The organism is Streptomyces sp. A18 (genome assembly GCF_059026065.1).
Genome location: NZ_JBWLKL010000001.1, coordinates 351,205 through 377,865 on the forward strand (window position 1 = coordinate 351,205; position 26,661 = coordinate 377,865).

At 68.9% G+C, this 26,661-nt stretch carries 21 protein-coding genes; 2 read left to right on the forward strand and 19 right to left on the reverse strand.

The features are described 5' to 3' along the window. Window positions 1–79 precede the first annotated feature (79 nt). Window positions 80–1,132 (reverse strand): PLL family lectin, encoded by a 1,053-nt coding sequence (locus tag AC5P1C_RS01615; RefSeq protein ID WP_493863807.1) that lies wholly within the window; start codon window positions 1,130–1,132, stop codon window positions 80–82. Window positions 1,133–1,218: 86 nt separating this feature from the next. On the opposite strand from AC5P1C_RS01615, the gene AC5P1C_RS01620 reads away from it, so the two are divergent. Further along, the gene (locus AC5P1C_RS01620) at window positions 1,219–1,596 is read left to right on the forward strand and encodes an NTP pyrophosphohydrolase (RefSeq protein WP_493863808.1); all 378 of its coding nucleotides are present in this window, start codon (window positions 1,219–1,221) and stop codon (window positions 1,594–1,596) included. A gap of 17 nt (window positions 1,597–1,613) precedes the next feature. Here AC5P1C_RS01620 and AC5P1C_RS01625 read toward each other — a convergent pair whose 3' ends face one another. The 5 genes from AC5P1C_RS01625 to AC5P1C_RS01645 all read right to left on the reverse strand — a co-directional run bounded on the left by AC5P1C_RS01625 (window position 1,614) and on the right by AC5P1C_RS01645 (window position 8,394). Further along, entirely contained in the window at window positions 1,614–2,687 is a 1,074-nt protein-coding gene (locus tag AC5P1C_RS01625; protein ID WP_493863809.1) for a C40 family peptidase, read from the reverse strand. 15 nt (window positions 2,688–2,702) lie between these two features. After that, window positions 2,703–3,185 (reverse strand): poly-gamma-glutamate biosynthesis protein PgsC/CapC, encoded by a 483-nt coding sequence (locus AC5P1C_RS01630; RefSeq protein ID WP_493863810.1) that lies wholly within the window; start codon window positions 3,183–3,185, stop codon window positions 2,703–2,705. After that, window positions 3,182–4,651 (reverse strand): poly-gamma-glutamate synthase PgsB, encoded by a 1,470-nt coding sequence (gene pgsB / locus AC5P1C_RS01635; RefSeq protein ID WP_493863811.1) that lies wholly within the window; start codon window positions 4,649–4,651, stop codon window positions 3,182–3,184. The genes AC5P1C_RS01630 and pgsB overlap by 4 nt, the downstream gene beginning before the upstream one ends. A gap of 6 nt (window positions 4,652–4,657) precedes the next feature. Continuing rightward, complete coding sequence (locus AC5P1C_RS01640; RefSeq protein WP_493863812.1) at window positions 4,658–6,892, reverse strand: cache domain-containing protein; 2,235 nt, start codon at window positions 6,890–6,892, stop codon at window positions 4,658–4,660. 293 nt (window positions 6,893–7,185) lie between these two features. Further along, on the reverse strand, window positions 7,186–8,394 hold the full coding sequence (locus AC5P1C_RS01645; RefSeq protein ID WP_493863813.1) for a CapA family protein: 1,209 nt from the start codon (window positions 8,392–8,394) through the stop codon (window positions 7,186–7,188). A 23-nt stretch (window positions 8,395–8,417) separates the two neighbouring features. Between AC5P1C_RS01645 and AC5P1C_RS01650 the strand changes: the two genes are divergently transcribed. Continuing rightward, window positions 8,418–9,479 (forward strand): hypothetical protein, encoded by a 1,062-nt coding sequence (locus AC5P1C_RS01650; protein WP_493863814.1) that lies wholly within the window; start codon window positions 8,418–8,420, stop codon window positions 9,477–9,479. Here AC5P1C_RS01650 and AC5P1C_RS01655 read toward each other — a convergent pair. From AC5P1C_RS01655 to ngcE, 13 genes are all read right to left on the reverse strand, one after another. After that, entirely contained in the window at window positions 9,425–10,909 is a 1,485-nt protein-coding gene (locus AC5P1C_RS01655; protein ID WP_493863815.1) for an ArnT family glycosyltransferase, read from the reverse strand. The two genes, AC5P1C_RS01650 and AC5P1C_RS01655, sit on opposite strands and share 55 nt — an antisense overlap. 83 nt (window positions 10,910–10,992) lie before the next feature. Further along, the gene (locus AC5P1C_RS01660; protein ID WP_493863816.1) at window positions 10,993–12,495 is read right to left on the reverse strand and encodes an amino acid permease; all 1,503 of its coding nucleotides are present in this window, start codon (window positions 12,493–12,495) and stop codon (window positions 10,993–10,995) included. Between the two features lie 149 nt (window positions 12,496–12,644). Beyond that, window positions 12,645–14,579, reverse strand: a complete 1,935-nt coding sequence (gene dxs / locus AC5P1C_RS01665) for a 1-deoxy-D-xylulose-5-phosphate synthase (RefSeq protein WP_493863817.1) — start codon at window positions 14,577–14,579, stop codon at window positions 12,645–12,647. 201 nt (window positions 14,580–14,780) lie between these two features. Then, complete coding sequence (locus tag AC5P1C_RS01670) at window positions 14,781–16,070, reverse strand: sugar ABC transporter permease (RefSeq protein ID WP_493863818.1); 1,290 nt, start codon at window positions 16,068–16,070, stop codon at window positions 14,781–14,783. Further along, window positions 16,067–16,855 carry an ATP-binding cassette domain-containing protein gene (locus AC5P1C_RS01675; RefSeq protein WP_493863819.1) on the reverse strand — a complete coding sequence of 263 codons (789 nt, stop codon included), beginning with the start codon at window positions 16,853–16,855 and terminating at the stop codon, window positions 16,067–16,069. Before AC5P1C_RS01675 ends, AC5P1C_RS01670 begins: the two co-directional genes overlap by 4 nt. Before the next feature lie 194 nt (window positions 16,856–17,049). Beyond that, window positions 17,050–18,168 carry an ABC transporter substrate-binding protein gene (locus tag AC5P1C_RS01680; RefSeq protein WP_493863820.1) on the reverse strand — a complete coding sequence of 373 codons (1,119 nt, stop codon included), beginning with the start codon at window positions 18,166–18,168 and terminating at the stop codon, window positions 17,050–17,052. 120 nt (window positions 18,169–18,288) lie between these two features. After that, the gene (locus AC5P1C_RS01685; protein ID WP_493864022.1) at window positions 18,289–19,488 is read right to left on the reverse strand and encodes an ROK family transcriptional regulator; all 1,200 of its coding nucleotides are present in this window, start codon (window positions 19,486–19,488) and stop codon (window positions 18,289–18,291) included. 208 nt (window positions 19,489–19,696) lie between these two features. Further along, a complete protein-coding gene (locus tag AC5P1C_RS01690) occupies window positions 19,697–20,575 on the reverse strand; it encodes a carbohydrate ABC transporter permease (protein WP_493863821.1) in 879 nt (292 codons plus the stop codon). After that, a complete protein-coding gene (locus tag AC5P1C_RS01695) occupies window positions 20,575–21,453 on the reverse strand; it encodes a carbohydrate ABC transporter permease (protein WP_493863822.1) in 879 nt (292 codons plus the stop codon). Before AC5P1C_RS01695 ends, AC5P1C_RS01690 begins: the two co-directional genes overlap by 1 nt. A gap of 129 nt (window positions 21,454–21,582) precedes the next feature. Further along, the gene (locus AC5P1C_RS01700) at window positions 21,583–22,845 is read right to left on the reverse strand and encodes an ABC transporter substrate-binding protein (RefSeq protein WP_493863823.1); all 1,263 of its coding nucleotides are present in this window, start codon (window positions 22,843–22,845) and stop codon (window positions 21,583–21,585) included. Window positions 22,846–22,995: 150 nt separating this feature from the next. Continuing rightward, window positions 22,996–23,889 carry a carbohydrate ABC transporter permease gene (locus tag AC5P1C_RS01705; protein ID WP_493863824.1) on the reverse strand — a complete coding sequence of 298 codons (894 nt, stop codon included), beginning with the start codon at window positions 23,887–23,889 and terminating at the stop codon, window positions 22,996–22,998. Window positions 23,890–23,910: 21 nt separating this feature from the next. Beyond that, window positions 23,911–24,825, reverse strand: coding sequence for a carbohydrate ABC transporter permease (locus AC5P1C_RS01710; protein WP_493864023.1), 915 nt, complete (start codon window positions 24,823–24,825; stop codon window positions 23,911–23,913). A gap of 190 nt (window positions 24,826–25,015) precedes the next feature. Then, window positions 25,016–26,449 (reverse strand): N-acetylglucosamine/diacetylchitobiose ABC transporter substrate-binding protein, encoded by a 1,434-nt coding sequence (gene ngcE, locus AC5P1C_RS01715; RefSeq protein WP_493863825.1) that lies wholly within the window; start codon window positions 26,447–26,449, stop codon window positions 25,016–25,018. Between the last annotated feature and the right edge of the window lie 212 nt (window positions 26,450–26,661).

Here is a 26,661-nt window from a genome sequence, read left to right on the forward strand (position 1 = left end):
CACCTCCGCATACGGGCGATGCCCGGCCGGCCAGGAGGCCGGCCGGGCATCGCCCGTTTCGCGCGCTTGGCGCCTGCGTCTACACCCGCGTCCACGCGTCGAGCGCGAGGCCCGACTCCGCCTTCTGGCGCGCGAGCCGCAGGGTGCCGTCGAGGCCGACCGTCGCCATCACCACACGGTCCTGCGCGTCCAGGGCCAACGCCGGGTGGCCCAGGCAGGGTTCACCCGTCCCGGCCCACCAGACGCCCGCCTTCTCGTCCTCGGTGGGATGGGCCGCGATCACCGGGCGGCCGTCCTCGCCCCGGTGGGCGAGGACCGTGCAGTCGTGGCCCTCTATCGCCGTGCGCAGGGCCGCCGTCGGCCCGGAGCCGGGGGTTCCGCCGAGGGGCCGCATGGCGTCGCCGTCGGAGCGGTGGGCGATGACTCCCTTGCCGCGGGCGTCGGTGGCGTAGTACGTGAGGCGGTCCGGGGCCGTCTCCAGGGCCGTGCCCGAGCCGGGGGCCGGGGGCAGCGCGATGTCGTCGGTGCGCGTCAGCTCGCCGCCCTGTTTCTCCTGGGTCCAGTGCAGCGTCTTGTTCTCACCGGGGCCGAAGACCTCGACGCGGCCGGTCGAGGTGGCGATGGCCGTGATGCCGTCCAGGACCTCGCGGACCTTGAGGTCCTTCCACCCCTCCCACTTGCCGCCCTTGCCCTCGCGGCGCATCCGGACGCTGTTCACCGCGTCGCGCACGAAGACGTGGACCGTGCCCGCGGCGTCCACCGCGGCTGCGGGAGCGCCCAGGTGCGGCGCGCGCTCGACGAGCTTGGTGTGCGGGTTGCCGATGGACCGCCAGTCCATGAGGGGCCGCCCCGACTGGTACTGGACCGAGTGCACGATGTCGACGGCGGTCTTCCCCTCGCCGTCGCGCAATTCCCTGCGGCCGAAGAAGTGCACGTACCCGTCGGCTCCCTGCGCCAGGGTGAGGTAGGTCAGGTCGGGCGCCTCGAAGAACTCCGGCCCCGACCAGTCGGGGCCGCCGGGCGCGCTCTCGGTCCAGCGCAGCAGTCCGCCTTCGGCGCGGGTGTACGCGGTGAGCCTGCCGTCCCGGCCGCGCAGCAGCCAGCGGGAGCTCTGAAGGACACCGGTGCTCACGGTTTCTGACCTCGGCGGCATGACTCGGTGGCACCCTTCCACGTCCACGTACGCACAACGTTCACCGGTTAGTTTACGTTTGCCGGATGAGAACTCTTGTCGTCGTGGACGCCGCGAACGTCGTCGGGTCCGTCCCCGACGGCTGGTGGCGCGATCGCCGCGGGGCCGCCGAGCGACTGCGGGACGGTCTCGTCGCGTACGCGGACGAGGGCCTGCCGGGACATCCGGGGCCGGTGGAGATCGTCCTCGTCGTCGAGGGCGCGGCCCGAGGTGTGGATTCGGTGCCCGGCGTACGCGTCGAGAGCGCGCCCGGCAGCGGTGACGACCTCATCGCGGAGCTGGCCGCCGGGGCGGCGGGGCGCTCCTGCCTGGTCGTCACTGCCGACCGTGAACTGCGGCGCAGGGTGGCCGAGTCGGGCGCCGAGTGCGCTGGCCCCCGTACGGTGCGTCCCCAGAGTTCTTAGCGCCCCCGGCAGAGCCCCTACAGCCTCTTCGCGCTCCGCAGTGTGGAGGCGTAGTAGCCGTTGCCGTCGAGGCGCGACGTGCCGCCCTTGTCCCCGATCGTCGGGCCGTTGACCTCTTCGCGGCTGGAGATGAAGAGCTTGTGCCCGTCGGCGTCGTGGCCGAGGAAGATCCCCACGTGGTCCAGGCGCTGCTTGGTGCGGGCGTCCAGCTTGAAGAAGACCAGGTCACCGGGTTGGACGACGTCGATCGACTTGGGGCGGTCCGCCGAGCCGACGCCCTTGAGCTCGATGACGTCCGTGCCCGCCTTGCCGCGCGCCATGCCGTTGGCGGTGCGGGGCAGGCCGTCGCCGGACCGGTCGTCGGCCATCAAGGGGTAGCGGGCGCGGTAGCCGAAGACCGTGCGGATGAACCCGGAGCAGTCCATGGCGCGGGCCCGTACCTTCTCCGGCTGGATGGTGGTGCCGTTGCGGAACGTGTACGGGATGCCGAGGTAGTCGAAGAAGTCCGACTCCTCGAGCCGCAGGTCGTTGCCCGCGCTGCCGTCGGGGTTGATCGGCCCGAAGTCGGCGTCGCCCGCGTAGGCGATGCCCTCGTCGTCCTTCTTGACCGGCGCGCCCTCCACGTACTGGAACGCCATCGCGAAGATGTCGTCCTCTTCGCTGCCGGAGAACTCCTTGTACCAGTCCTTGAACCACTTCTCCTTCTCGGCGCCCTCACGCCAGGTCTCGGGCATGAGCCGCACCCAGTCGTTCGTCACGACGCGGGACTTGGTGTTCGTGGGCTCGGTGAAGGTGCGGCCGGGGCCGGTCAGCGTGGCGGTGCGGGCGCCGTCCGTGAAGGTGGCGACGACCTTGCCGCTCTCGGTGCGCAGGACGGAGCGGTCGGGGTTCTTGAGGCGCTCCCACTTCTGCTTCCCGCTCCCCGGCTGCCCGTTGCTGTTCTGCAGCCCCGGGGTGTCGGTGACGGCCTGGATCTTGGGCGCTTTTGCCTCTTCGTCCTTGCGCAGTTCCACGGTCAGGTACGCGCTGCCCGCGAGGAGGGCGAGCACGGTCGTCGCGTGCAGGACGGGACGCTTCTTCTTGGGCGGCATGAATGACTCCTGGAATCAGGCGGACGGCATGAAGCCGAGGAGGATCCCGGCGGTGAGGACGACGTAGGCCATGAGCGTCACCGAGCCCGTGGCGAGCAGGGTGGGGCCCTTGGGCTGGCGCACCAGCTGGTAGGCGATCAGGCCGGGGACGATGAAGCCGAGGGTCTGGTTCGCGTACATGAGCGGGAACTCGATCGAGAGCACGATCATCACGGTCGCCTGGAGGGTGACGCCGAGCAGCACGACCGCGGCGAACAGGCGCTTGCCGTAGAGGATCACGAACTTCTGCATCAGGAGGGTGCCGACGTAGGTCAGCACGGTCACGCCGACCACCATGGCCGCGCGCTGCAGGTCCTCGACGAGGGTCAGGGCGAGCCAGCCCGGGGTGATCATGCCGCCGGGCGAGAGGTTGGTCGTCAGATAGCAGACCAGGGAGAAGAGCAGCCCGAGCGCGATGCCGACCGCGGCGATCTCGGGGGTGAGGACGGAGGGAATCAACGGGGCTCTCCTGGGCTGTGCCACTGCTGGTCGTCGTCGTGGGCGGGCGGTACGGGCGCCACCCGCGGCTCGAACATGCCGCGGGGCGCGGGGGGTTGGGGAGGCAGGTAGGCCTCGGGCTGCTGGTAGGCCTCGTACTGCGGGTGGGCCTCGTACTGCGGGTAGGCCTCGTACTGCTGGGCCGGGGCCGCGTACCGCGTCTCGTACGCCTCCGGATAGTGCTGGTAGGGGTCGACGTGCGGCTCGTAGAACGGGGCGGGCTCCTCGGGGGCCTGCTCCTCGCTCTCGTCCGGCGGCAGTTCAGCGAGGCGCTCCAGGAGCAGTTCGCCCTGGCCGTGGATGTTGCCGATCGCCACCAGCGAGGAGTCGGGGCCGAGCTGCCCGAGGATCTGGTGCATGAACTCCTCGGGGTCGCGCCGGTCGCCGCCGAGGTCCACGGCGCGCCCGCGCCACTCGGCGGGGATCGCGTCGATGGCGGACTTGGCGGGGTGGCCGATGACGAAGACCTTCTCCGGCCGGAGGTCGGGGATGATCTCGCCCATCTGGCCGTTGCGCTCCACGCGGTCGGGACGGCAGTTGATGACGACGTGCAGCGGGCGGTGGATGGCGCCGAGGTCGAGCAGCTGGTTGATGTTCATCAGCGTCGACTCGGGGTCGTTGGCCGCGAAGACGTTGGCGAAGCGCACCTTCTTGCCGTCCTCGGTCGCGTACCGCTCGACCGAGAGGACACCGGGGTCCGGCGGGGCGTCGTACATGCCCTGGAGCGCGACGTCGCGGCCGACGCCGAGGAGCTCGGCGACCTTCAGCGCGATCGCCACGTTCTCCTTGAAGGTGAACCAGCTGAAGCCGCGCAGCTCGTCGTCGCTCACCGTCTCGGGGTTGGCGTAGATCAGCTCGCAGTTCCGCGCGTCGGCCTCTTCCTTGAGGATGTCGAAGCGGTCCTGCTCGGCGGTGACGCAGATCCCGCCCTCCGGCATGGAGCGGGACAGGGAGCGCGCCACGTCGTCGAGGGTCGGGCCCATCTCGGCGAGGTGGTCCTCACGGACGTTGCAGAGCACGCCGATCGTGGAGCGGATCAGCTTGGACTGGTTGATCTCCTGGAGCGCGGGCATGACCGCCATGCACTCGATGACCAGGGCGTCCGGTTCGTACGCCGCGGCCCGCCGCACGATGCCGATCTGCTCGACGACGTTGGCGATGCCGAACTTGCGGTAGACGGGCTCCTCGGTGGCGTCCGGGTGGATGAACCGGGCCGCGGTACCGGTGGTCTTGGCGACCGTGGTGAGTCCGCCGCCCCGCAGGGCGCCCGCGCAGAGGCGGGTGATGGAGGACTTGCCGCGGATGCCGTTGACGAGGACCCGCGAGGGGATGTGCTCCAGGTTGGTGAAGTGCCGCCGTTGTTCGACGACTCCGGCCACCAGCAGGATGGCGCCGCACACCACGAGCACGGTGTAGAGGAAGAGCACGGGGGTTCAGTTCCTTCCGGCGAGGCCGGCCGTGACGCCGTCCCGCTTGCGCTGTGTGCCCGTCGGCAGCTGCTGCCGCAGGAGTTCCAGGCTGCGGGTGACGGCGCCGACCTCGTCGTGGTGGCGCGGGTAGAGAACGGTGCGGCGGTCCCCGTCGGCGAGCGCCTCGGCCTGGTCGGCGAGGTGCCGCAGCGGCCGTACGACGACGATGTGCAGCCAGCCGAGACAGGCGGCCGCGGCGGTGATGCCGAGGAGACCGGCGAGGACGGTGCGGTTCTGCAGGCTGTACTCGGGGATGGCGAGGCTGGATGCGGGCTGCCAGCTGAGTACGGTCCAGCGCAGTGACCCCGCGGCGCCGCCGCCTGCGAAGGGCGCGGCGGCGGCGATCTCGATCCCGTTGCCGCCGCCGCGGTAGAGGACTCCGCTGGGGCGCGGGCTGAGGCCCACCTTCTGCCCGGTGCCCTCCGCGAGGGCGTTGAGCCGCCGGTTGGGCAGGCTCTCGAACTCGCGGTAGCCGGTGTTGGCGCCGATCACCCTGCGCTTCTCGTCGACCACGCGGACCTCGCCGAGGCCGGGGCGCCCCAGGAGCGAGTTGAGGAACTCGATGCGGAACTCGCCGACCACTGCGGCCCCCGCACGGCCCGGCACCTCGGCCGTACCGAAGATGACCGGCTCCTTGCCGCCCTCGTCGACGACCCGGATGGCCTTGCTCGACGGCCCCTCGGCGGACGGGCTGCGGGGGTCGCCGCCCGCCTCCGCGAGGACCTTCCCCCGGGCGTCGAGCACGTACAGCGACTGGTAGCGCGCGTGCTGGTTGATGGTGCTCTCGAGGACCTTGGTCATGTCCGACGGCTCGGTGCGGTCCCCCATGAGGGAGGCGACCGATGTGAGGTCGGCGTGGCCTTCGTTGAGGGCGCGGCGGACCCGGTCGGTGAGGGTGTCGGTGCGCTCGCGCTGGTCGTTGACCATCTGCTGGGGTACGACGACGGTGTCGCCCGCGCGGTTGAGCAGCAGCATGAGCGGCGCGGACCACGCGAGCAGGAGCACCGCGCAGACCGCGAGCAGGGTGCGGCTGCCCAGCCTGCGGCGGGGGCCCGGCCGCGACTCCGCGGGCTCGCCGAGCAGCTGGCGGCGCAGACGTTCGAGGGCGGCGCCGATGCGGGCGGCCTCGCCGCGGCGGGGTACGGAGACCGGCCGTTCGAGGTCGCCCCTGGTCAGCCTGCGGCCCTCCAGGAACAGCTGGATCAGCGGGCGCTGCACGGTCCGCAGGAGCAGGAAGACGGTGACCGCGCCGATGAGCAGCAGGGCGCCCGCGGCGAGCAGTCCGAAGGCCGAGCTGCTGGTGGCCGTCGGGTCCTCGGCGACCGGCACCATCGCGACGACGGCGAGGCCGAGCCGGGTGGCCACGGTGGCCTTGCCCGCCTCGGGCCCGGCGAGGCTCGCGTAACCGCCGATGGCGCGCTCACCCAGGTAGCGCTCGCCGGTGAGGTGGCCGCTGACACCGAGGAAGCCGCCCGAGCCCGGCTCCTTGGACCTGATCGGGTGCGCGCGGGTCTTCTTGGCGGCGGTCGTGGCGAAGGCCTTGAGCTGCTTGTTGGACTGCTTCACCTCCTCGCGCTGCAGATCGGTGAGGACCTGTTCGGGCTCGGGGATGCCGTCGGTGCTCAGGACCTTGCCGTCCTGGCCGACGACGGCGATGGAGCGGAACTTGCCGAGGCTGATACCGGGGAAGCGCAGGCTGCCGGAGGCGACGAGGAGCTGCTGCGGCTGCCCCTTCCAGGTGAGCAGGGCGAAGGAAAGCAGGCGCGTCTCGCCGCTCTCCAGGCGCACCATGCGCGGGGCGAGGCCGTCCTTGTCCGCGAGCGCGCCGCGGTCGATGGCGGTCAGCGGCAGGTTCTCGCCGCGGGCGGCGAGGAGCTTGCCCGAGGAGATCTCGACGACCGCGGTGCCCATCCACTTCTGGTAGACGCTGCCGATCTTGTCGAGGACGGCGTCGGCGGGCACCGGCTCGCCCGCGCTGAAGAGTTCGGCGGTCCGGGTCAGGTCGGTGACGGACTCGTCGATGGAGGCGCGCAGCGCGATGGCGCCGTCCTCGGCGAAGTGCTGCTGGGACGACTTGATCGCTTGGGGTACGGCTTCCTGGCCGGCGCGGCCGAGGGTCAGGGCGGTGACGCCCGCGAGGGCGAGGAGCAGCACCGAGAGGACCGCGATGGGGGGACGTATGCCTCCCAGCAAGGACATGTCGGTTCTTCGGCGGGCCTTGGGCCGCCGCCTCGAACGCGAAGCGGCCAAGGGGTGCTCCTCTCCTGGAATTCCTGGAATGACGCGAGAACACGCAAGCGCAGAGTGATGCGTTCCGGAGAGCTTTGACCGACGAGGCACCCGAGAGGATGTACGAGATATGGGAAATGTGAGCTAGCTCGCGCTGATCGCTCGACGCCCCTTACGTCAGGAGACGCACGGCTCCTGCGCCGACCGCTGCAGGCGTGCCCCGGGTGGTGTCCGGCGGCTGTACGCAGGGCGAACGGCCGGGGTCAGGAGCCGGGCAGCGCTTCCAGCGGTTCGAGGCCGTCCTTGCTCGCGCCCCGGTTCAGGAGCGTGCCCTGGGTGCGCTCGAAGGCGAGGCGGTAGCGGGAGCGCTGCTCCTCGCTGAGGCCGTCGCCGTCCCGCAGCGTGGCGGCCACGTCCAGGAGCCGGTGGTCCTGGACCGCGTCCTTGGGCAGGGCGCCCGCCTCGTCCGGGTCCGGCGGGATGTCCACGAACGTCGGCACGTACTTGGCGTCGACGTCCCACTCCCCGCCGCGCTGGACGAACTCGAACCAGCCGATGACGCCCTCCTCGGTCAGCCCGTTCGGCACGTCGTGCCGGGCGATCTGGTTGCCGAGTCCGTACGCGATCCAGGTGCCGTCGACCTTCTCCATCGGCTGGACGACGTGCGCGTGGTGGCCGATGACGAGGTTGATGCCGGTCTCGCGCGCGATCCTGCGGGCGAGCCTGAGCTGCGAGGAGCTGGCGTTGGGCTGGTTCTCGCGCCCCCAGTGGATGCTGAGGATCACGACGTCGGCGCCCGCCGCGCGTGCCTTCTTCTCGGCGGCGGCGATCGCGTCGAACTTGTTCTGGTTCACGATCCACGGCTTGCCCTCGGGGACCTCGCGGCCGTTGAAGCCGAAGGCGAAGGCTATCTGCGCGACCTTGACGCCCTTCACCTCGGTGATGAGCGGTTTGTCCGCCTCCGCCGCGTCGCGCGCCGAACCGGTGTGCTTCAGGCCCACCTTGTCGAGCGTGTCCAAGGTGCGGGTGACTCCGGCGGGGCCGTGGTCGAGGGTGTGGTTGGACGCGGTCGAGCACTGGTCGTAGCCGACGTCCTTGACCGCCGTGGCGACCTGCGGCGGCACGAGGAAGTCGGGGTAGCTCTCGAAGGGGCCGCCCGGCTTGCCCACCACCGGCTCGAAGTGGCAGATGCCGAGGTCGGCCTTGCTGATGACCGGTTTGATCCCGGCCATCATCGGCCCGAAGTCGATGCCCTTCTCGCCCTTGCCCGTGGCCTTGGCGTCCTTGCGGGCCTGCTCGGTCAGTTGCGGGTGGATCAGGATGTCGCCCGCCGCGGCGACGGTGAACGAGGGGCCGCCGTCGGCGGCGGCCTTGTCGTCGCCGACGAAGGAGTCGCAGGCGGTGGTGGTGCCGGCGAGCAGGGACGCGGAGGCCACACAGGTCACGAAATGCCTGCGGAAGGGACGTGTCATCACAGGGATATCTTTATACAACCATGAAGCACTCCCGTACCCGATTGATCACGATCGCGAAGAAGCTCGGGACGGTCGCCGCCGTGACGGCCGTCGCCCTCAGCCTCGTACAGTGCGACGCGGCCCCCTCGGACAAGGACCACAAGCCCTCACGGTCGGACCGGAGCCCGTCCGCCCCCGCCCAGGGCGAACGCCCCGGCGGCCGTCTGGAGCGACGGGTCACCGACTACACCTCCGGCTTCGACCAGGACAGCGGATACCGCCGCCCCACGCGCGACGACCGGCGCACGATGGCCGCGGGCATCGCGCTGCTCCTCGACCACAAGCGCACCGAGGCCGAACGCCGCCTGGCCGACGTGGACTTCGCGGTGCGGACGGTCACCGACCCGGCAGGCGGCCGACGGTTCGCCGAGGTCGCCGACCGCTCGGAGGGCGCCGGGGCTCCCCGCGGCTGGGGGCGCGTCTACATCGATCTCGACTCCCCCGTCCGCTGGTCGGCCCAGATCCCCCACCCCGTCGCCGACCGGTACACGGAACGGCTCGGCGCGGAGCTCCTGAGCCGCGCCGAGGGCGGCGTCCTTGTCGTCGCGGGAGCACATCGCAAAGCCGGGCGCGGTGATGAGGCGGACGTGGCGCACCGCAGGGACAGCGTCTTTCACGCCATCTGCGCCGAACTCGCGCGCCGCGGGCTCCCCGGGGTGCAGCTGCACGGGATGGACGACGACTCCGCGCCGAAGCACGATGTCGTCGCCTCCACGGGCCGGGGCAGGGAGGCCGTCACCGAGGGCCGCGGCCTCGCGGACGCGCTGCGGGAGCAGGGCTACGACGTCTGCCGGGCCTGGGCCAGGTCCTGTCCGCTCGCGGGCCGCTCCAACGTGCAGGGCCGGACGGCGGCGGCGCTCGATGTGCCGTTCCTGCACATCGAGTTCGACGCCCGGATCCGTGCGGACCGTGACCACTCGCAGGACGTGGTCGAAGCGCTGGCGGACGTCACGCGCACCTGGCGGCGCACCGACCAGCCGCCCCCCGCTCACCCCACCCGCGCGTACACCACGGCCCCCTCGACCCGCAGCACCGGTTCGTAGCCCGTCGTGAGGATCCGCCGCAGCGACGGCACCCGGTCCGGGCCGTACGGCTTGCCCCGCGAGTCGTCCACGATCAGCGCGGGCGGGGCGGCCGCGAGTTCGCCGCGGAAGACGCGCCAGGCGCCGTCCACGGCGTACTTCTCGCCCACTTGAGGGCCGTCGCGGCCGCCGCTGTAGTTGGTCAGGAGACCGGCCGTGAGGTAGCGGCTCGCGGGCGGGCGGTCGGCCAGCCAGTACGTCTCGGGGTGTATCCCCCACACGAGGACCCGCTCCCCCGGTGACGTGCGCGCCTTGACCTCGGCCGCGATCCGCTGCGCGTGCGCCAGTTCGGGGCGCGGCGCCAGCATCCCCCAGGCCACGAACAGCGCGCACGCCCCGGCCGAGACGGACACCGCGGTCAGCGTGCGCTCCCTGGGCAGGACCTGGAGTGCCGCGGCACCCAACAGAGCCAGGGGTGGGGTGAGTTGGAGGTAGTAGTGCCCGAAGAAGTGGAAGCCGACGAGGACAGCACCCGCCGATGAGGCGAGCCAGAGCCACAGGTCCGCCGAGCCGGTCCGGGCGACGCGCAGGACCCGTACGACGGGCGGAATGATCCCGGCGCAGGCCGCCGCGAGGATCCCCGCGTTCATCAGGCCCCGGAACAGTACGTGGAGTTCGGACCCCGTGAAGGAGGCGTACGCGCCCGAGCCCGTCACCGTCCAGAACAGGAACCCCGCCGGGTTCGTGACCGCGGCCGCCGCGAGGACGGGCGCACACAGGCCGACTCCCAGGCGCAGTACGTCCTTCCGGGCCGCGCCCGCCTGCCAGAGCAGCCAGGCCACCGGCACCAAGGCCGCTCCCCCGGTCTGCTTGGCCAGGAACGCGGAGGCCACCGCGGCGCCCGCCGCAACCCAGCGGCGCCGGTCCGCGCACCACAGGGCGGCTGCCGTGCACGGCAGCATGAACACCTCGAAGGTGGCCGCCTGGACGTCCTCGGGGTTCAGGCCGACCGAGACGAGGAGATGGAGCACACCCGCCGTACGGCCCGCTCGGTCGCCCCAGCGGCGCCGGGCGATGGCGGCGATGATGACGGCGGTCAGGAGCTGCGCCGCCACCGCGAACGCCTTCAGGGGAAGCAGCGTCGCGTCGCCGAAGAGCGCGAACGCCCCTTCGTACAGCCAGGGGACGAGCGGCGGCTTGCGGTCGACGACCGTTTCGTAGAGCTCTCCCCCGTGTCCCAACATCCGTGCCTGGACGGCGAGATAGCCCTCGTCCGGGCTCCACAGCGGCCACCGGAAGGACGGGATCCTGGTGACGCAGGCCAGTACTGCGAGGAGCGGGAGCAGACGCGACCAGTACCGCACGAAGGGCGCCGGGGCCGGCTCCGTACGCGGGCGCGACGGGCCGGGGTTGCGTACGGAACGTAGTGACGCGGGAGGCTCGGCGAGCATGCTGGCACGCTATCCGGCCCCGCAGTCCCTTCCTGATCGGGACATACGGGGCCGGTCGATCGGGCTGAAAGTGACCGTCTCGGCTACTGGGCGTCACCACCCTGGGGCTGCTTCCCCTGTCGGCCGAGCAGGCTGTGCGAGCGCCCGTAGACGAAGTAGACGACGAAACCGAGAGCCATCCAGACGGCGAACCGCAGCCAGGTCTCGGCCGGCAGGTTCAGCATCAGCCACACCGAGGCCGCCACCGAGAGGATGGGCACGAGCGGCACCAGCGGGGTGCGGAAGGCGCGGGGCAGGTCCGGGCGCGTGCGGCGCAGGATGATGACGCTCAGGGCGACCACGACGAAGGCGAAGAGCGTGCCGATGTTCACCAGCTCGGCGAGTTCGTCGAGGCTGGTGAAGCCCGCGAGGATCGCGATGAGGACACCGAGCAGGATGGTCGGCCGGTGCGGCGTGCGGTACTTCGGGTGGACGTGCGAGAAGAACCGGGGCAGCAGTCCGTCGCGGCTCATCGCGAAGAAGACGCGGGTCTGGCCGAGGAGCAGGATCATGCAGACGGTGGTGAGGCCGACGGCGGCGCCGAAGCTGATCACGCCGCCGTAGAAGGGATGCCCGGTGGCCTTGAAGGCGTCGGCGAGCGGGGCGTCCACGGACAGTTCGCTGTAGTGCTGCATGCCCGTGACGACGATCGACACGGCGACGTACAGGACCGTGCAGATGAGGAGCGAGCCGAGGATGCCGCGCGGCATGTCCCGCTGGGGCAGCTTGGTCTCTTCGGCGGCGGTGGCCACGATGTCGAAGCCGATGAAGGCGAAGAAGACGATGGAGGCGGCCGTGAAGATGCCGAGCACGCCGAAGTTGGTGGGCGCGTAGCCGAACATCAGCTGGATGAGCGGGGAATCGATGCTGTTGCCCGCAGCCACTTCCTCCGCCTTGGGGATGAAGGGCTTGTAGTTGTCGGTGTCGATGAAGAAGGCGCCCGCGATGATGACGATCAGGACGACGGCCACCTTGATGGCGACGATGACCGTGGTGACGCGGGCGGAGAGCTTCATCCCGAGGACCAGGACGACCGTCAGGACGAGCACCAGCGCGGTGGCGAGGATGTCGAAGCTGAAGCCCTCGGCGGCATCGGGCCCGCTGAGCGCTTCGGGCAGCTGCCAGCCCGCGTTGTCCATCAGCGAGCGGACGTAGCCGGACCAGCCGACGGCGACCACCGCCGTGCCGAGGGCGAATTCCAGGACCAGGTCCCAGCCGATGGTCCAGGCGGGCAGCTCGCCCAGCGAGGCGTACGAGAAGGTGTACGCCGATCCGGCCACCGGCACGGTGGAGGCGAACTCCGCGTAGCAGAGCGCCGCGAGGGCGCAGACGACGCCGGCGACGGCGAACGCGATCGCGGTGGCGGGCCCCGCGGTCTCCTTGGCCACCGCGCCGGTCAGCACGAAGATGCCGGTGCCGATGACGACGCCGACGCCGAAGACCGTGAGATCGAGGGCGGACAGCGACTTCTTGAGCGCGCGCTCCGGCTCCTCGGTGTCCTTGATGGACTGCTCGATGCTCTTCGTTCTGAAAAGGCTGCTTGCCACGGACCTACCTCCACGCTTGTCGTCCCCGACATGATCGAGAGGGCGAGTACCCCGTAGGCCCCGGCGCGAGCCTATTCACGCGAATGGGCCGGTTCCACCACCCGTACAGGGTGCTGGAACCGGCCCATCGGCGGTGCGGGTTGACCCGATCAGTCGCGCGCGGGCTCTCCCGCCTCGACGGAGTCCACGGCCGCGGTGCGCTCGAACCGGCCGTCCAGCTTCGCCACCAGGCCGGTCACCTGGCGGGCGATGTCCGGGGCGGTCAGGCCGATCTCGGCCAGGATCTCCTTGCGCGACGCGTGGTCGAGGAAGCGCGGCGGGATGCCGAAGTCGCGCAGCGGCACGTCCACGCCCGCGTCGCGCAGGGCCTGGGCGATCGCCGAACCGACGCCACCCGCACGGGAGTTGTCCTCGACGGTGACGACCACGCGGTGCTGCTCGGCGAGCGGGGCGAGCGCCTCGTCGACGGGCTTGACCCAGCGGGGGTCGACGACCGTCGTCGTGATGCCCTGCTTGTTCAGGAGGTCGGCGATCTCCAGGCACATGGGCGCGAGCGCGCCCACGGAGACCAGCAGGACGTCGGGGCGGCTCGTGCCCGCCTTGCGCAGGACGTCCATGCCGCCGACCTTGCCGACGGCCTTGACCGCCGGGCCGACCGCGCCCTTGGAGTAGCGCACCACGGTCGGGGCGTCGTCGACCTCGACGGCCTCGCGCAGCTGGAGGCGGACCTGGTCGGCATCGCGCGGGGCGGCGATCCGCAGGGTCGGCACGCACTGCAGGATCGACATGTCCCACATGCCGTTGTGCGAGGCGCCGTCCGTGCCGGTGACGCCCGCGCGGTCCAGGACGAAGGTGACGCCGCACTTGTGCAGGGCCACGTCCATCAGGAGCTGGTCGAAGGCGCGGTTGAGGAAGGTCGCGTACACGGCGAAGACGGGGTGCAGGCCGCCGGTGGCCAGGCCCGCGGCGCTCACCGCGCCGTGCTGCTCGGCGATGCCCACGTCGTAGACCCGGTCCGGGAACTCCTCGGCGAACTTCTTCAGGCCCACCGGCTGCAGCATGGCGGCGGTGATCGCGACGATGTCCTCGCGCTCACGGCCGAGCTTGACCATCTCCTCGCCGAACACGGAGGTCCAGTCCATGCCGGACGCGGCGATGGGCAGGCCCGTGTCGGGGTGGATGACGCCGACCGCGTGGAAGTGGTCGGCCTCGTCCTCCAGGGCGGGCTTGTAGCCGCGGCCCTTCTCCGTGATGCAGTGCACGATCACGGGACCGCCGAAGCCCTTGGCGCGCGCGAGTGCGGACTCCAGGGCCTCGATGTCGTGGCCGTCGATCGGGCCTACGTACTTCAGGCCGAGGTCCTCGAACATGCCCTGCGGGGCGATGAAGTCCTTCAGGCCCTTCTTCGCGCCGTGCAGCGTCTCGTAGAGGGGCTTGCCGACGACCGGGGTGCGCTCCAGGAGGTCCTTGCCGCGGGCCAGGAAGCGCTCGTAGCCGTCCGTGGTGCGCAGGGTCGCCAGGTGGTTCGCGAGACCGCCGATGGTCGGGGCGTACGAACGTTCGTTGTCGTTGACGACGATCACCAGGGGGCGGTCCTTGGCGGCGGCGATGTTGTTCAGCGCCTCCCAGGCCATGCCGCCGGTGAGCGCGCCGTCACCGATGACGGCGACGACGTGGTCGTCCTTGCCCCGCACCTCGTTGGCCTTGGCGAGGCCGTCGGCCCAGCCGAGGACCGTCGACGCGTGCGAGTTCTCGATCACGTCGTGCTCGGACTCGGCGCGCGCGGGGTAGCCGGAGAGGCCGCCCTTGGTGCGCAGCTTGGCGAAGTCCTGGCGGCCGGTGAGCAGTTTGTGCACGTAGCTCTGGTGGCCGGTGTCGAAGAGCACCTTGTCCTGCGGCGAGTCGAAGACGCGGTGCATGGCGATGGTGAGCTCGACCACGCCGAGGTTGGGGCCGAGGTGGCCGCCTGTCTTGGAGACTGCGTCGACGAGGAAGGCGCGGATCTCGCCGGCCAGCTGGTTCAGCTCCTCCGGGCTGAGCCGGTCCAGATCGCGCGGTCCCCTGATGCGGGTCAGCAGCGGCACCCGTGCCTCCTTGCAGTAGAGCTGTTCGAGCGTTGACCGGATTGTTGCCGGGCCTGTTGAGTCTAATGTTCCGTCGTTGACGACGGCGTCCGGGCCGTGAGTTCCGCGTCACGCGATCGGCGGTACCCCGGGGTACACAGAGGGCTGCCCGGCACCGCGTCTTTGCGGTGCCGGGCAGCCCTGCTCTGGGGTTCTGGCAGGTCAGGCGCGGCCTGCCGTCTTCTGGGTCTTGCGGGTGATGGAGTCGATCACGACCGTGGCGAGCAGTACGCCACCGGTGATCATGTACTGGACCGGCGTCGCGATGCCTTCGAGCGCCAGGCCGTACTGGATCGAGGTGATGACCATGACACCCAGGAGGGCGTTCCAGGTGCGGCCCCGGCCACCGAAGAGGCTGGTGCCGCCGATGACGGCCGCCGCGATGGCGTTCATCAGGAGGTCACCGGTGCCGGCGCCCTGGTTGGCCGCGGCGATCTTGGAGGCCATGAAGAGGCCGCCCGCCGCCGCGAACGTACCGGCGATCGCGTAGACCGAAGTACGGATCAGGGTGACGTTGATGCCTGCGCGGCGGGACGCCTCGACGCTGCCGCCGAGGGCGAAGACCTTGCGGCCGTAGGTCGTGCGGCGCAGGACGAAGTCGGTGCCGACCAGGACCACCAGGAAGATCACCAGGGCAAGGGGCAGGCCCTTGTACTGGTTGAACATGATCGCGGCGGCGAAGGCCACCACGGCGAGGACCACGGTGCGCACGATGATCTCGCTCAACGGCCTGGACGGGACACCGGCCGCGTCGCGGCGGCGGCTGTCCAGGAAGGCGGAGAGGAAGAACGCGGCGACCGCGACGATCGCCAGGCCGTAGGCCGCGGCGACGTCCGTGAAGTAGTACGAGGTCAGCTTGGCGATCAGGCCTTCGGAGTCGAGGTTGATCGTGCCGTTGTCGCCCAGGATCTGGAGCATGAAGCCCTGCCAGAACAGCAGGCCCGCCAGGGTGACGGCGAATGCCGGGGCGCCGATGCGCGCGAAGAAGAAGCCGTGGATGGTGCCGATCACGGTGCCGGAGAGTACGGCGACGATCAGCGCGACCCACTCGGGCGCCCCGTGCGTGACGGCGAGGACGGCGGCGACCGCGCCCGCGACACCGCTGACCGAGCCGACCGACAGGTCGATCTCGCCGAGCAGCAGCACGAAGACGATGCCGACCGCGATCATGCCGGTGCCGACCATGGCGACGGAGATGTTGCTGATGTTCTCCGCGGTCATGAAGCGCGAGTTCATCGAGGCGAAGATCGCCCAGATGATGATGAGGCCCACGACGACCGGGATGGAGCCCAGGTCACCGGCGCGCATCTTCCGCTTGAACTCGGTGATGTATCCGGCGAAGCCCTGTTCGCGCACGAGCAGGCGGGGGTCGACGGCGGTGACGGCGTCGGCCGCGGCGGCCGGGGCGTCGACGGGTGCGTCGCCGGGCGTGGAGGTCTTGTCGATGCTCACTTCTGGGCCTCCCCATTGCGCGCCGCGCGACGGGTCACGGCATTGTCCGTGGCGCCCGTGATGGCGGAGATGATCTCTTCCTGCGAGGTGGCCTTCACGTCGAAGACGCCGTTGTTCCGGCCGAGCCGGAGCACCGCCACCTTGTCCGCGACGGCCTTGACGTCCGCCATGTTGTGGCTGATGAGGATGACCGCGTGGCCACGCTCGCGCAGCCGCTCCACCAGGTCGAGGACCTGGGCGGTCTGCTCGACGCCGAGTGCGGCGGTGGGCTCGTCGAGGATGACGAGCTTGGGCTCGCCGAGCATGGAGCGGGCGATCGCCACCGTCTGCCGCTGGCCGCCGGAGAGCGAGGCGATCGGGATGCGGACGCTGGGGATGCGGATCGAGAGCGTGGTCAGCAGCTCACGGGCGCGGCGCTCCATCTCGACCTCGTTGAGCACGCCGCGCCTGCGCAGCTCACGTCCGAGGTAGAGATTGCCGACGACGTCGATGTTGTCGCACAGCGCGAGGTCCTGGTAGACGGTCGCGATGCCGAGATTCTGGGCGTCATGGGGCTTGTTGATCGATACGGACTTTCCCTCCCACTCGATGACACCGTCATCGATGGGATGCACGCCGGCGATCGTTTTGACCAGCGTGGACTTTCCTGCGCCGTTGTCGCCGACCAGGGCGACCACCTCACCGGCGTGGACCTCAAGCTCTACGTCGGTGAGCGCCTGGACGGCACCGAATCGCTTGGAGACCCCGCGCAACGCCAACACGGGCGTAGCGGACACGTGAACCATCTCCTTCGCCGCCTGACCGGCGGGAGGTTGAACAGAAGAGAACGAGAAGAACCAGAAGCCAGAGGAACGAGAGCCGGCGGCGGTGCGACCAGAGCGCGTTTTTCTGTCCGGCGCCCCGCCATAGCTGCGGGGCTGTTGGAGCGGGGCGCCGGACAGGCCTCAATGGTGCTGAAGTCCCGGGGAACCGAAGGGACTTACTTCAGGCCGACCTTGCCGCAGTCGGCCTTGTACTTGGCCGTGCAGATCTCGTCGACCGCGTAGATCCCGTCCTTGATGACGGTCTCCTTGATGTTCTTGTCGGTCAGCGAGACGACCGGCACGAGCACGGTGGGCACGTCCTTGGCGGAGGGGCTGTCGACGGTCGTCTTGGCGATCGAGTCGAGCTTCTCGCCCTTGCCGAGCGCGACGGCCATCTTCGCGGCGATCTCGGCTTCCTGCGGGTAGGACTTGTAGACGCTCATGAACTGCTCGCCCGCGACGATGCGCTGCACACCGGCGAGTTCGGCGTCCTGGCCGGTGACCGGCGGAAGCTTGCTCAGGCCCGCGGCCTTGAGGGCGGTGATGATGCCGCCCGCCATGCCGTCGTTCGCGGAGTAGACGCCGTCGATCTTGTCCTTGCCGATGGAGGAGATCGCGCCCTCCATGTTGGCGTTGGCGTTCTCCGGCTTCCACTCCTTGGTGTCGTACGACTTGCCGATCTTGACCTTGCCCTTGAGCTCGGACTCGGCGCCCTTCTTGAAGAGCTTGGCGTTCGGGTCGGTGATCGCGCCGTTCATCATCACGATCGTGCCGCCGTCGGCCTTGTCGCCGAGTGCCTCGAGGAGGGCCTTGCCCTGGACGCGGCCGACCTCTTCGTTGTCGAACGAGGTGTACGCGTCGATGGGGCCTTCGGCGAGGCGGTCGTACGCCACGACCGGGATGCCCGCGTCCTTGGCCTTCTTGACCGAACCCGCGATGGCCTTGGAGTCCACCGCGTCCACGATCAGCACGTCCACCTTGTTGGTGATCATGGTGTCGGCCTGCTGGTTCTGTACGGAAGCGTCCTGCTTGGCGTTGGCGTAGGTGATCTTGCCCTTGCCGTTCGTCAGCTCCTTGACGTGCTTCTCGATCAGCGGCTTGTCGAACTTCTCGTAACGCGCGGTCTGGTTCTCCGGCAGGAGCAGTCCTATGTTCAGCGCGTCGCCCTTCTTCGAGCCCGAGCCCTCTTCATCCTTGTCACCGCCGGACTCCTTGGCGCTGCCACAAGCGGCAAGGGTGATGGCCATGGTGGTGGCGGCAACGGCAACGGCGGCACGACGCATACGCGTGTTCATTCGGGAACCTCCCTGACGTGGCCGCGTCGTTGCGGCCGAGGTGGCTCGAAGTCAACTCGGCCGCCACACCAGCGTCAAGGAGTAAATCCTTAACGAGATGACAACGGTGCCATGCGTTATCTAAGTGAAGGCAGGTGCCGTCGCGGACAACGAGCCATCCAAAAGGGTCGAATCGCCCATTTCGCTGAGCGCGAGAGCCAGCGCCCCGAGCACCTCGGCACGGCCGCCGAGCGCCCCTGGAAGGACGGACAGCTGGCGGGCCGCGCTGGGGATGGCGTAGCGCCCCACGGACTCCCTGATGGGCCCCAGAACCAGCTCACCGGCCTCCGCGAGGTCACCGCCGAGGACGACCCGGCTGGGGTTGAGGAGGTTGCAGAGGTTCGCCACGCCGCTGCCGATGTGCCGGCCGACGTCCGCGATCACCCGGCGGCAGCCGGGGTCGCCGTCGCGCGCGAGGCCGACCACGCGCTCCATGGTCAGCTCGGTGCCGTGGCTCGACTGGAGCAGGGGCAGCACATAGCGGGCCGCGGTGAAGGTCTCCAGGCAGCCGCGGTTGCCGCAGCGGCAGACGGGGCCCGACTCGTCCAGGGTGATGTGCCCGATCTCGCCGGCGGTGCCGCCGGGACCGCGGTAGATCCGCCCGCTGATCACGAGACCGGCGCCGACACCGCTCGCGACCTTGATGTACGCGAGGTCCTTGACCCCGCGGCCGCTCCCCCAGACCAGCTCGCCGAGCGCACCGAGGTTGGCGTCGTTGTCGACGTGCACGGGGACGCCCAGGCGGCCCCCCAGCTCCTCGGCGGGCTTGGTGCCGGTCCAGCCCGGCAGGATCGAGGTCGAGCCGAGCGTCCCGGATTCCACGTCGATGGGTCCCGGCACGCCGAGGCCGACGCCCGCGATCTTCGCGGGGTCCACGCCGGTGGCCGCGATCAGCCTGCTGACCAGTTGCTCGGCCCGGTCGAAGCCCTGCGCGGCCGACGCGTCCACGTCCAGCGGCTCGGCCTCCTCGGCGAGCACCTGGTGGGCGAGGTTGCCGATGGCCACGCGCAGGTGCGTATGGCCGAAGTCCACGCCGATGACGATGCCCGCGTCGCCACTGAGCGAGACGCTGCGGGCCCTGCGGCCGCCTGCCGAGGTGGGCGTGACCTCGACCGTTCCGCCGTCCTTGAGCTCCCGGACGATGTTGGAGACCGTGGCCGCGGACAGACCCGTCGTCCTGGCGATCTCCGCCTGAGTGAGCGATCCGGCGAGCCGTACGGCACGTACGACCCGCTCGAGATTGGCCCGGTGCAGCGACGACTGCGACCCCGGAGTCTCCATTGACTCAGCCACCCTTTTTCCGTATGCCGTGAATACGGGGCAGCACCGTCGCCGCCCGTACAAGTTGTGAACTCCAAGCTCTGCTGAACGGGTTGGCGCAGTCAAGTCCTTGACGTAAATATCCGCTCCTGAACAGCGGGACAGGCCGGGCCCAAGCGGCGAGGATGCACCCCAAACCACCCAGACCCGGCCTGTGCGGGCCGATCCGTTACTTGACCGATCCCGCGGTGAGACCCGAGACCACGTGCCGCTCGATGAAGGCGAACAGCACGATGACCGGCACGATCGCCACCACGGAGGCCGCGAAGAGGTAGTTCCACTCCACGGTGTAGGCGCCGATGAAGTTGTTGATGCCGACGGTCAGCGGCTGCTTGTCGGGTTCGGTGGTGAGCGTGAGGCCCATCACGAACTCGTTCCACGAGGTGATGAAAGTGAAGATCACCGCGGTGACCACACCCGGCAGCGCGAGCGGCAGCGTCACCTTCACCATGGCGCCGAACCGGCTGGTGCCGTCCACCATGGCGGCCTCTTCGAGCTCCGGCGGGATCGAGCTGATGTAGGCCGTCAGGATCCACACCGCGAACGCCAGGTTGAACGCCGCGTTCGTGATGATCAGCGTCCAGACCGAGTTGAGCATGTCCAGCTGGTGGAACTCGCGGTAGAGACCGACCAGCAGGGCGGTGGGCTGGAACATCTGGGTGACCAGGACGAGGAGCAGGAAGATCTTGCGTCCCCGGTAGCGCATGCGCGCCGTGTAGTACGCGGCGGGCAGCGAGACCAGGAGCACCAGGAGCGTGGCCCCGCCCGCGACGAGGAGGGTCACCTGGAGGTTCTGGCCGAGCTCGGACTCCCTCCACACCTCGATGAAGTTCGACCACTCCAGGTTCTGCGGCAGGTAGGTCCGGTCGCGCAGCTCGTCCTTGGGACGCAGCGCGGTGATCACCATCTCCAGGTACGGAGCCAGGAAGATCGCCGCGAGCGCCCAGGCGACCACCGTGATGACCAGCGTGCGCGGCCGGAACGTGCGCTTGGGCTTTGGGGCGGAGCCCTTCGGGGACCCCGCGCGGGGCGCCGTCGCGGTGGCCATCAGTCCTCCTCGTTCCACCGGCTGACCTTCAGGAAGATCAGCACGAGCACGACGACCATCGCGAAGTTGACCACGGACATGGCGGCGGATTCGCCGATGTCGGTCTCCTTCAGCTTGTACATGAACACCATGGTCGTGGAGGTGTCATAGCCGGGACCGCCCTGCGTCATGGCCCAGATGATCGGGAAGGAGTTGAAGACGTTGATGAGGTTGATGACCACACCGACGAGGAACGCGGGCCGCAGCATCGGCACCGTGATGTGCCGGTACGTCTGCCATGGGCTCGCCCCGTCGATCCGCGACGCCTCGTAGACCTCGCCCGGAATGGTCTGCAGACCGGCGAGCAGCGTGTACGTGGTGAAGGGCAGCGACACGAAGATCGCGACCGCCATCATCCACGGCCAGGCCGTCTCCGGTTTGCCCAGCCAGTCCTTGGAGTTGTCGATGAGGCCGAGGTCCAGCATCAGCGTGTTGAGCACGCCCGCGGTCTGGTTGAGCATCCACTTGAAGCCGATGGCGGTCATCAGGACGGATGCCGCCCAGGGCGCGATGAGCGCCCAGCGGGTGACGGTGCGGCCGGGGAACTTCTGGTTGAACAGCTGGGCGAGGGCCAGCGAGAGCAGCATCGTCACGGACACGACGACGACGGTCCACACGACCGTCCAGATCAGGACCGCCCCGAAGTCGGTCTCCTCGAAGAGCTTCTTGTACTTGTCGGTCCCCGCGCTGCCGCGCACGATGCCGGCGATGGAGATGTTGAGGAACGAGGTACGGATCAGCTCGACGATCGGCCAGACGACCACGGCGAGGATGAGCAGGATGACGGGCGCTATCCAGGGCAGCGGGCCGAGCCGGGCGATGCCGCTGCGACGGCTCACCGGCCTGGGTGCGCGCCCGCTCCGTCCCCGGCCGGTGTCGGCCGGGGGCGGAGGGGCCTTCAGTGACACAAGGTCTCCTAGCGAACGGGACGTACGAGATGTACGGGACGAAGAGGAGCTGCCTGATCTCTACTTGCTCTTGGCGGCTTCCGCTTCCGCCTTCTTCTGCAGGTCACCGAGGACCGACTTCGGGTCGTCGCTCGCGGCCTTGCCACCGGTCTTCTTCATCTCCGCGGAGATGATGTCCCAGGAGGTGTCGCCCAGGGGGTAGAACTTGGCGTTCGGCAGGACCTCGAAGAACGGCTCCAGGTCCTTGTGCTTGCCGTTGGTCTGCATCTCCTTGAGCGTGTCCTGGGTGACGGGCATCAGGTTGTACATCTCGTCGAACTCCAGCATCTTCTTGGAGTACGTGAAGTCCAGGAACTTCTTGACGCCTTCCTTCTCCGCGCCGCCGTCCTTGAACGCCATCATCCAGTCGGCGACGCCGAGCGTGGACTCCAGCGGGGCCTCCTTGCCGGGGATCGGCACGACGCCGTAGTCGACCTTGCCGTCCTTGGACATCTGGATCAGGCTCGGGTGACCGTTGAGCATGCCGACCTTGCCGGCCGCGAAGTCCGCGAAGGCCGTCTTGCGGTCGGTGGAGGCCGGGTTGGAGTACGTCAGGCCGGGCTTGACCAGGTTCTTCTGCAGCCACTCGAAGGTCTCGACGTTCTGCGCGCTGTCGAGCGTGTACTTGCCGCTCTCGTCGGTGTAGCCACCGCCGTTGCCCAGCTCCCACATCATCGTCTCGCCCTGGGTCTCCTCGGGGCCGAGCGGGAGGGCATACGGGGTCTCGGCCGCCTTGGAGGACTTGATCTTCTTTGCGGCGGCGGCGAGTTCGTCCCACGTCTTGGGCGGCGTCTTCACGCCCGCCTTCTCGAGGACTTCCTTGTTGTAGAACATCACGCGGCTGGATGAGACCCACGGGATGCCGTACTGCGTGCCGTCCACCTCGCCGGCCTTGGCGAAGGTGGGGATGAGGTTCTCCCGCGTCTTGGGCGAGAGGACCTCGTCGGCCTTGTAGAGCAGGTCGTCCGCGACCTTGTCGGCATAGCCGCCGGTCTGCAGGAGGTCGGGCTGGTCGCCCGCCTGGATCATGTTCTTGACCTGCTTGTCGATCTCGTTCCAGTTGATGACCTGGACGTCGACCTTGTAGCCCTTGTTGGCCGCCTCGAAGTCCTTCTTCACGCCGTTCCAGTAGATCTTGGAGGCGTTGGAGGCCTTGTCGCCGTAGTCGGCGGCGACGATCTTGATCGTCTTGCCGTCCCCGCTGTCGCTGTCACCGCCGCACGCGGTAAGTCCCAGTGCCATCGCGAGCGTTGCCGCACCGGTGGCGATTACTCGATTCCTCATGCTGTTCAACCCTTCGACATCGGTGTCGACTTGAACGCGGGCAAAAGGTTCCCCCCGCGGCGCCGTGGGGCCGACATTACTCACGGCCGGAATTGGCGCGACAGGCCTAGACCACTTTCGTGGCCAAGCTGAAATCACCTGCGGTCAGGGTCACTTGAGAGCCCCCGCGGTAAGCCCCGCCTGCACCTGACGCTGGAACACGGCGTACACGACGAGCACCGGAAGCATCGCGATCGTCAGGCCCGCGAAGAGCGCTCCCCAGTCGCCCCGGTACCCCTGCGAGACCGCCAGCGAGGCGAGCCCCTGCGGCAGCACATAACTGCTCTCCTCCTCGTTGTTGAGCAGCAGCGGAAGCAGGTACTGGTTCCACTGGCCGAGGAAGTTGAAGATGCCGATGCTGACCAGGCCCGGCTTGGCCATCGGCAGCATGATCTGGAAGAACGTCCGCGTGTGCGAGGCCCCGTCGACCATCGCCGCCTCCTGGACGCCGGTCGGCAGCGTACGGAAGAAGGACGTCAGGAAGAAGGTGGTGAAGGGCAGCGAGTAGGCGATGTACGCGATCATCAGGCCCGGCCGGGTGTCCAGGAGGCCGAAGTTCTCCATGACCGCGAAGAGCGGGACGAGGGCGAGGATGACCGGGAACATCATTCCGCCCGCGAAGAGCATGAAGATCAGCCGGTTGCCCGGGAAGGTGAAGCGGGCGATCACATACGCGGCCATCGAACCGAGCAGCATGGTGCCGGTCAGCGAACCCGCCAGGATGATCAGCGAGTTGATGGCGTACTGCCCGATGCTCGCGTCGGTCCACGCGTTGGTGAAGTTCTCCCAGTGGAAGGAGGTCGGCCAGCCCATCGGATCGCTGAGGATCTCGACCGAGGGACGGAACGCGGTGAGGGCGACCCAGACGAGGGGGCCCGCCGCGAGGATCACCCACAGGACGAGGAAGGCGTGCGAGAAGACGTTCAGGGTCGCGCCGCCCGCGGAATCGGTCTCACGGCGGGGTGCGTCGGCCTTGTCGGTGCGGGGCGCGGTGGTCGTGGTCATGATGCAGAGGCTCCCGCGGTCTCAGTATTCGATCCGGTCGCGATTCCCGATCCTCATGACGATCAGCGAGAACGCCATGCTGAGGACGAGGAGGACGACGCCGATGGAGGTGGCATAGCCGTATTGACCGTCACGGAACCGTTCGTAGAGGAAGACCGGAGTGACCTTCAGGACGTGCTCGGGCACCATGACCAGAACGATCGCGAACGAGTCGAGTGCCTGGATCCCCATGTAGATCCAGCCGGTCCGCACGGTGTCCCAGATCAGCGGAAGCGTGACGTTGAAGAAGGTCCGCCCCCGGCCTGCGCCGTCGAGCAGCGCGGCCTCGTAGATGTCCTTGGGGATCGCGCCCATCGCGGCGGAGAACAGCACCACGTAGAAGCCGACGAAGCTCCAGGAGAGCACGATCATCACCGCGATGAGGGCCAGCGAGCGGTCGCCGCCCAGCCAGGCGGGTCCGTCGAAACCCACCTTGTCGAGCCCGCCGTTGATCAGACCGCTGTTGGTGTTGAAGACGCGGCCCCAGACGACGGCGATGATCGCGACGGACAGGACCTGCGGGAAGAAATAGACGACCTTGTAGAACGACGAGCCCGCGACTCCCGCGATGGCCTTGCCCTTACGGTGCCGACCACCCGACGTGATCATGTAGGCGAAGAACATGCCGAGCACGAGCGTGAGCACCGGGGCGACGATCGCCAGGGTGACGCTGACTTCCAGGGATTCCCAGAAGCGCTCGTCGTTCCACATCTTCGTGAAGTTGTCGAAGCCGATGAAGTTCGCCACCGGCCCGCCGGACCAGTCGGTGAACGAGTAGTAGATCGCCTGGATGAACGGCGAGATGACGAACAGGGCGTAGAACGCGAGCGGCAGCGACAGGAAGCCCACGATGAAGCGGTACTTGTCGAGCGTCCGGTAGCGCCGGTCGTATCGCACGCTCTGCGGGGTGAAGCGGGGCGGAAGGAGCACCGCCAGGACGAAGAGCAGCGGATTCGGCGCCTTGGGCGGGACCGCCCGGTCCGGTGCCTTCTTCGAGGGTGGGGAACCGTCCACCCGGGTGTCAGTCTTCACGCCACTCCGCCCCGCCTCGCTCACGTGCCCACGTACTCGGTCGATCCGCCGCTGATCAGGACTTCTTGACCTTGACGACGTCAGGGTCCTTGAGGATCCGGGCCCCGGCCTTCTCCATGATGTCCATGGCCTGCTTGGTACCGATCTGTCCCAGCATGAACTTGGCGATCATGTCGTTGAAGTCCTCGCGGAACAGCTCGTTGTACCAGTCCATGTGCTTCGCGATGACGACGTTGTCGCCGGCGGCCTCGATCGCCTTCTGCACGCTGGCCACACCCGACGGCAGCTTCTGTCCGTCGATGGCTCCCTTGACCACCGGGAGGGCGGAGAGCTCCTTGAAGTTGTTCAGGGCGGCCTCCCTGCTGTACATCGCCCGCAACCACTCCAGGCCGCCCTGCCGGTTCTGCGCCTTCTCGGGGACGACGTAGAACTCACCGGCCGGCGCGTTGATCGTGCCGAACGGCATCTTGTCGCCCGAGTCCAGTGACGGGCTCGGGCCGAACGACATCCCGAAGTCCTTCGGGGTGGTGTCCTTGGCCTCGTTCTCCACCCAGGAGCCGTTGGGCACGAAGACGCACTTGCCGCCCTTGGTCCAGGCTGTCTGCATCTCGGTGTGCGCCTCGGTGCCGTCGAAGCCGGTGAGGACGTACTTCTTGGCGACCAGTTCCTCCCAGGCCTCGAAGACGTCCTTGACCGCGTCGTTCTTCCAGGCGCCCGGCTCGAGGTAGTCCATGGCCGTGGCGATCTCACGCCCGCCGCGCTGGGCGAACATGGTGTACATGCTGAAGAACATGTACCGCGGGTGCCCGCCCGGGTAGCTCCAGCCGTGGATGCCCTTGGCCTTCGCCTTCTTGCAGACGGCCAGCATCTCGTCCCACGTCTTCGGGTACGCGGAATCCAGGCCCTCCTCAAGGAGCTTCTTGGAGTAGTAGGTGCCGTAGACCGTCAGCGAGATGCCGGCCTGGAAGGTGCCCGAGCCACCGAAATTGCCGCTCGCCTCGACGGCCGGAGCGAGGATGTCGCGCACCTTCACGCTCGGGTCGTCCCACGACGGCGCGTCGAGCAGCTCGGTGAGGTCCGCCACCTGCTTGTTGGAGACCAGCTTGCCGGGGTTCATCTGGTCGGCGCCGGAGTTGTTGATGACGTCGGCCGTCGGGTTGCCGCGGACGATCTTCGGCTGCACCTGAGTGGCGACCTTCGTCGTCGACTTCTGGCCGGCCTCGGAGTCCGGGTACCGCTTCTTGTACATGTCGGTCACGAACTGGGCGTACTTGTCGCCGTAACCGCCGTTGAAGACGACCACGGCGAGCCCGGCGTCTTCCTTCACGCCGAGCGGGTTCTTCTTGGACTTCTCGCCCTTTTCGGCCTTGCTCTCTTCCCCGCCACCGCTCGCGCAGGAGCTGAGGGCGCCCACGGCCGGTACCGCGAGAAGGCTGGTGGCCGCCGCCCTCTTCATCACGTCACGACGGTTGATGCTGGTGGATCCCATGCTCAAGCCCTCGCCTTCCAGGACTCAGGCGGCGTACGGGGCTCCCGACAGCTCGCCGAAGGCGAAGGGCCCGACACCGCGGGTCAGTTGAAGCTTTGGTGTATCTGAACGTGCGACAACTACATGGCAAGGGCTCGCACCCGCCACTCAGGGTGCCGATAGGTATAGTCCACTTCTCGGCAGCAGAGCAAGATCGAATGCAGCTTCGGCCA

What these genes read in the sequence shown, in the direction of transcription:
- AC5P1C_RS01620 (WP_493863808.1), top strand. Translation starts at nt 1,219, where the DNA reads ATGAGAACTCTTGTCGTCGTGGACGCCGCGAACGTCGTCGGGTCCGTC.
- AC5P1C_RS01625 (WP_493863809.1), bottom strand. Translation starts at nt 2,687, where the DNA reads ATGCCGCCCAAGAAGAAGCGTCCCGTCCTGCACGCGACGACCGTGCTC.
- AC5P1C_RS01640 (WP_493863812.1), bottom strand. Translation starts at nt 6,892, where the DNA reads ATGTCCTTGCTGGGAGGCATACGTCCCCCCATCGCGGTCCTCTCGGTG.
- AC5P1C_RS01645 (WP_493863813.1), bottom strand. Translation starts at nt 8,394, where the DNA reads ATGACACGTCCCTTCCGCAGGCATTTCGTGACCTGTGTGGCCTCCGCG.
- AC5P1C_RS01650 (WP_493863814.1), top strand. Translation starts at nt 8,418, where the DNA reads ATGAAGCACTCCCGTACCCGATTGATCACGATCGCGAAGAAGCTCGGG.
- AC5P1C_RS01655 (WP_493863815.1), bottom strand. Translation starts at nt 10,909, where the DNA reads ATGCTCGCCGAGCCTCCCGCGTCACTACGTTCCGTACGCAACCCCGGC.
- AC5P1C_RS01675 (WP_493863819.1), bottom strand. Translation starts at nt 16,855, where the DNA reads ATGGTTCACGTGTCCGCTACGCCCGTGTTGGCGTTGCGCGGGGTCTCC.
- AC5P1C_RS01680 (WP_493863820.1), bottom strand. Translation starts at nt 18,168, where the DNA reads ATGAACACGCGTATGCGTCGTGCCGCCGTTGCCGTTGCCGCCACCACC.
- AC5P1C_RS01685 (WP_493864022.1), bottom strand. Translation starts at nt 19,488, where the DNA reads ATGGAGACTCCGGGGTCGCAGTCGTCGCTGCACCGGGCCAATCTCGAG.
- AC5P1C_RS01690 (WP_493863821.1), bottom strand. Translation starts at nt 20,575, where the DNA reads ATGGCCACCGCGACGGCGCCCCGCGCGGGGTCCCCGAAGGGCTCCGCC.
- AC5P1C_RS01700 (WP_493863823.1), bottom strand. Translation starts at nt 22,845, where the DNA reads ATGAGGAATCGAGTAATCGCCACCGGTGCGGCAACGCTCGCGATGGCA.
- AC5P1C_RS01705 (WP_493863824.1), bottom strand. Translation starts at nt 23,889, where the DNA reads ATGACCACGACCACCGCGCCCCGCACCGACAAGGCCGACGCACCCCGC.
- ngcE (WP_493863825.1), bottom strand. Translation starts at nt 26,449, where the DNA reads ATGGGATCCACCAGCATCAACCGTCGTGACGTGATGAAGAGGGCGGCG.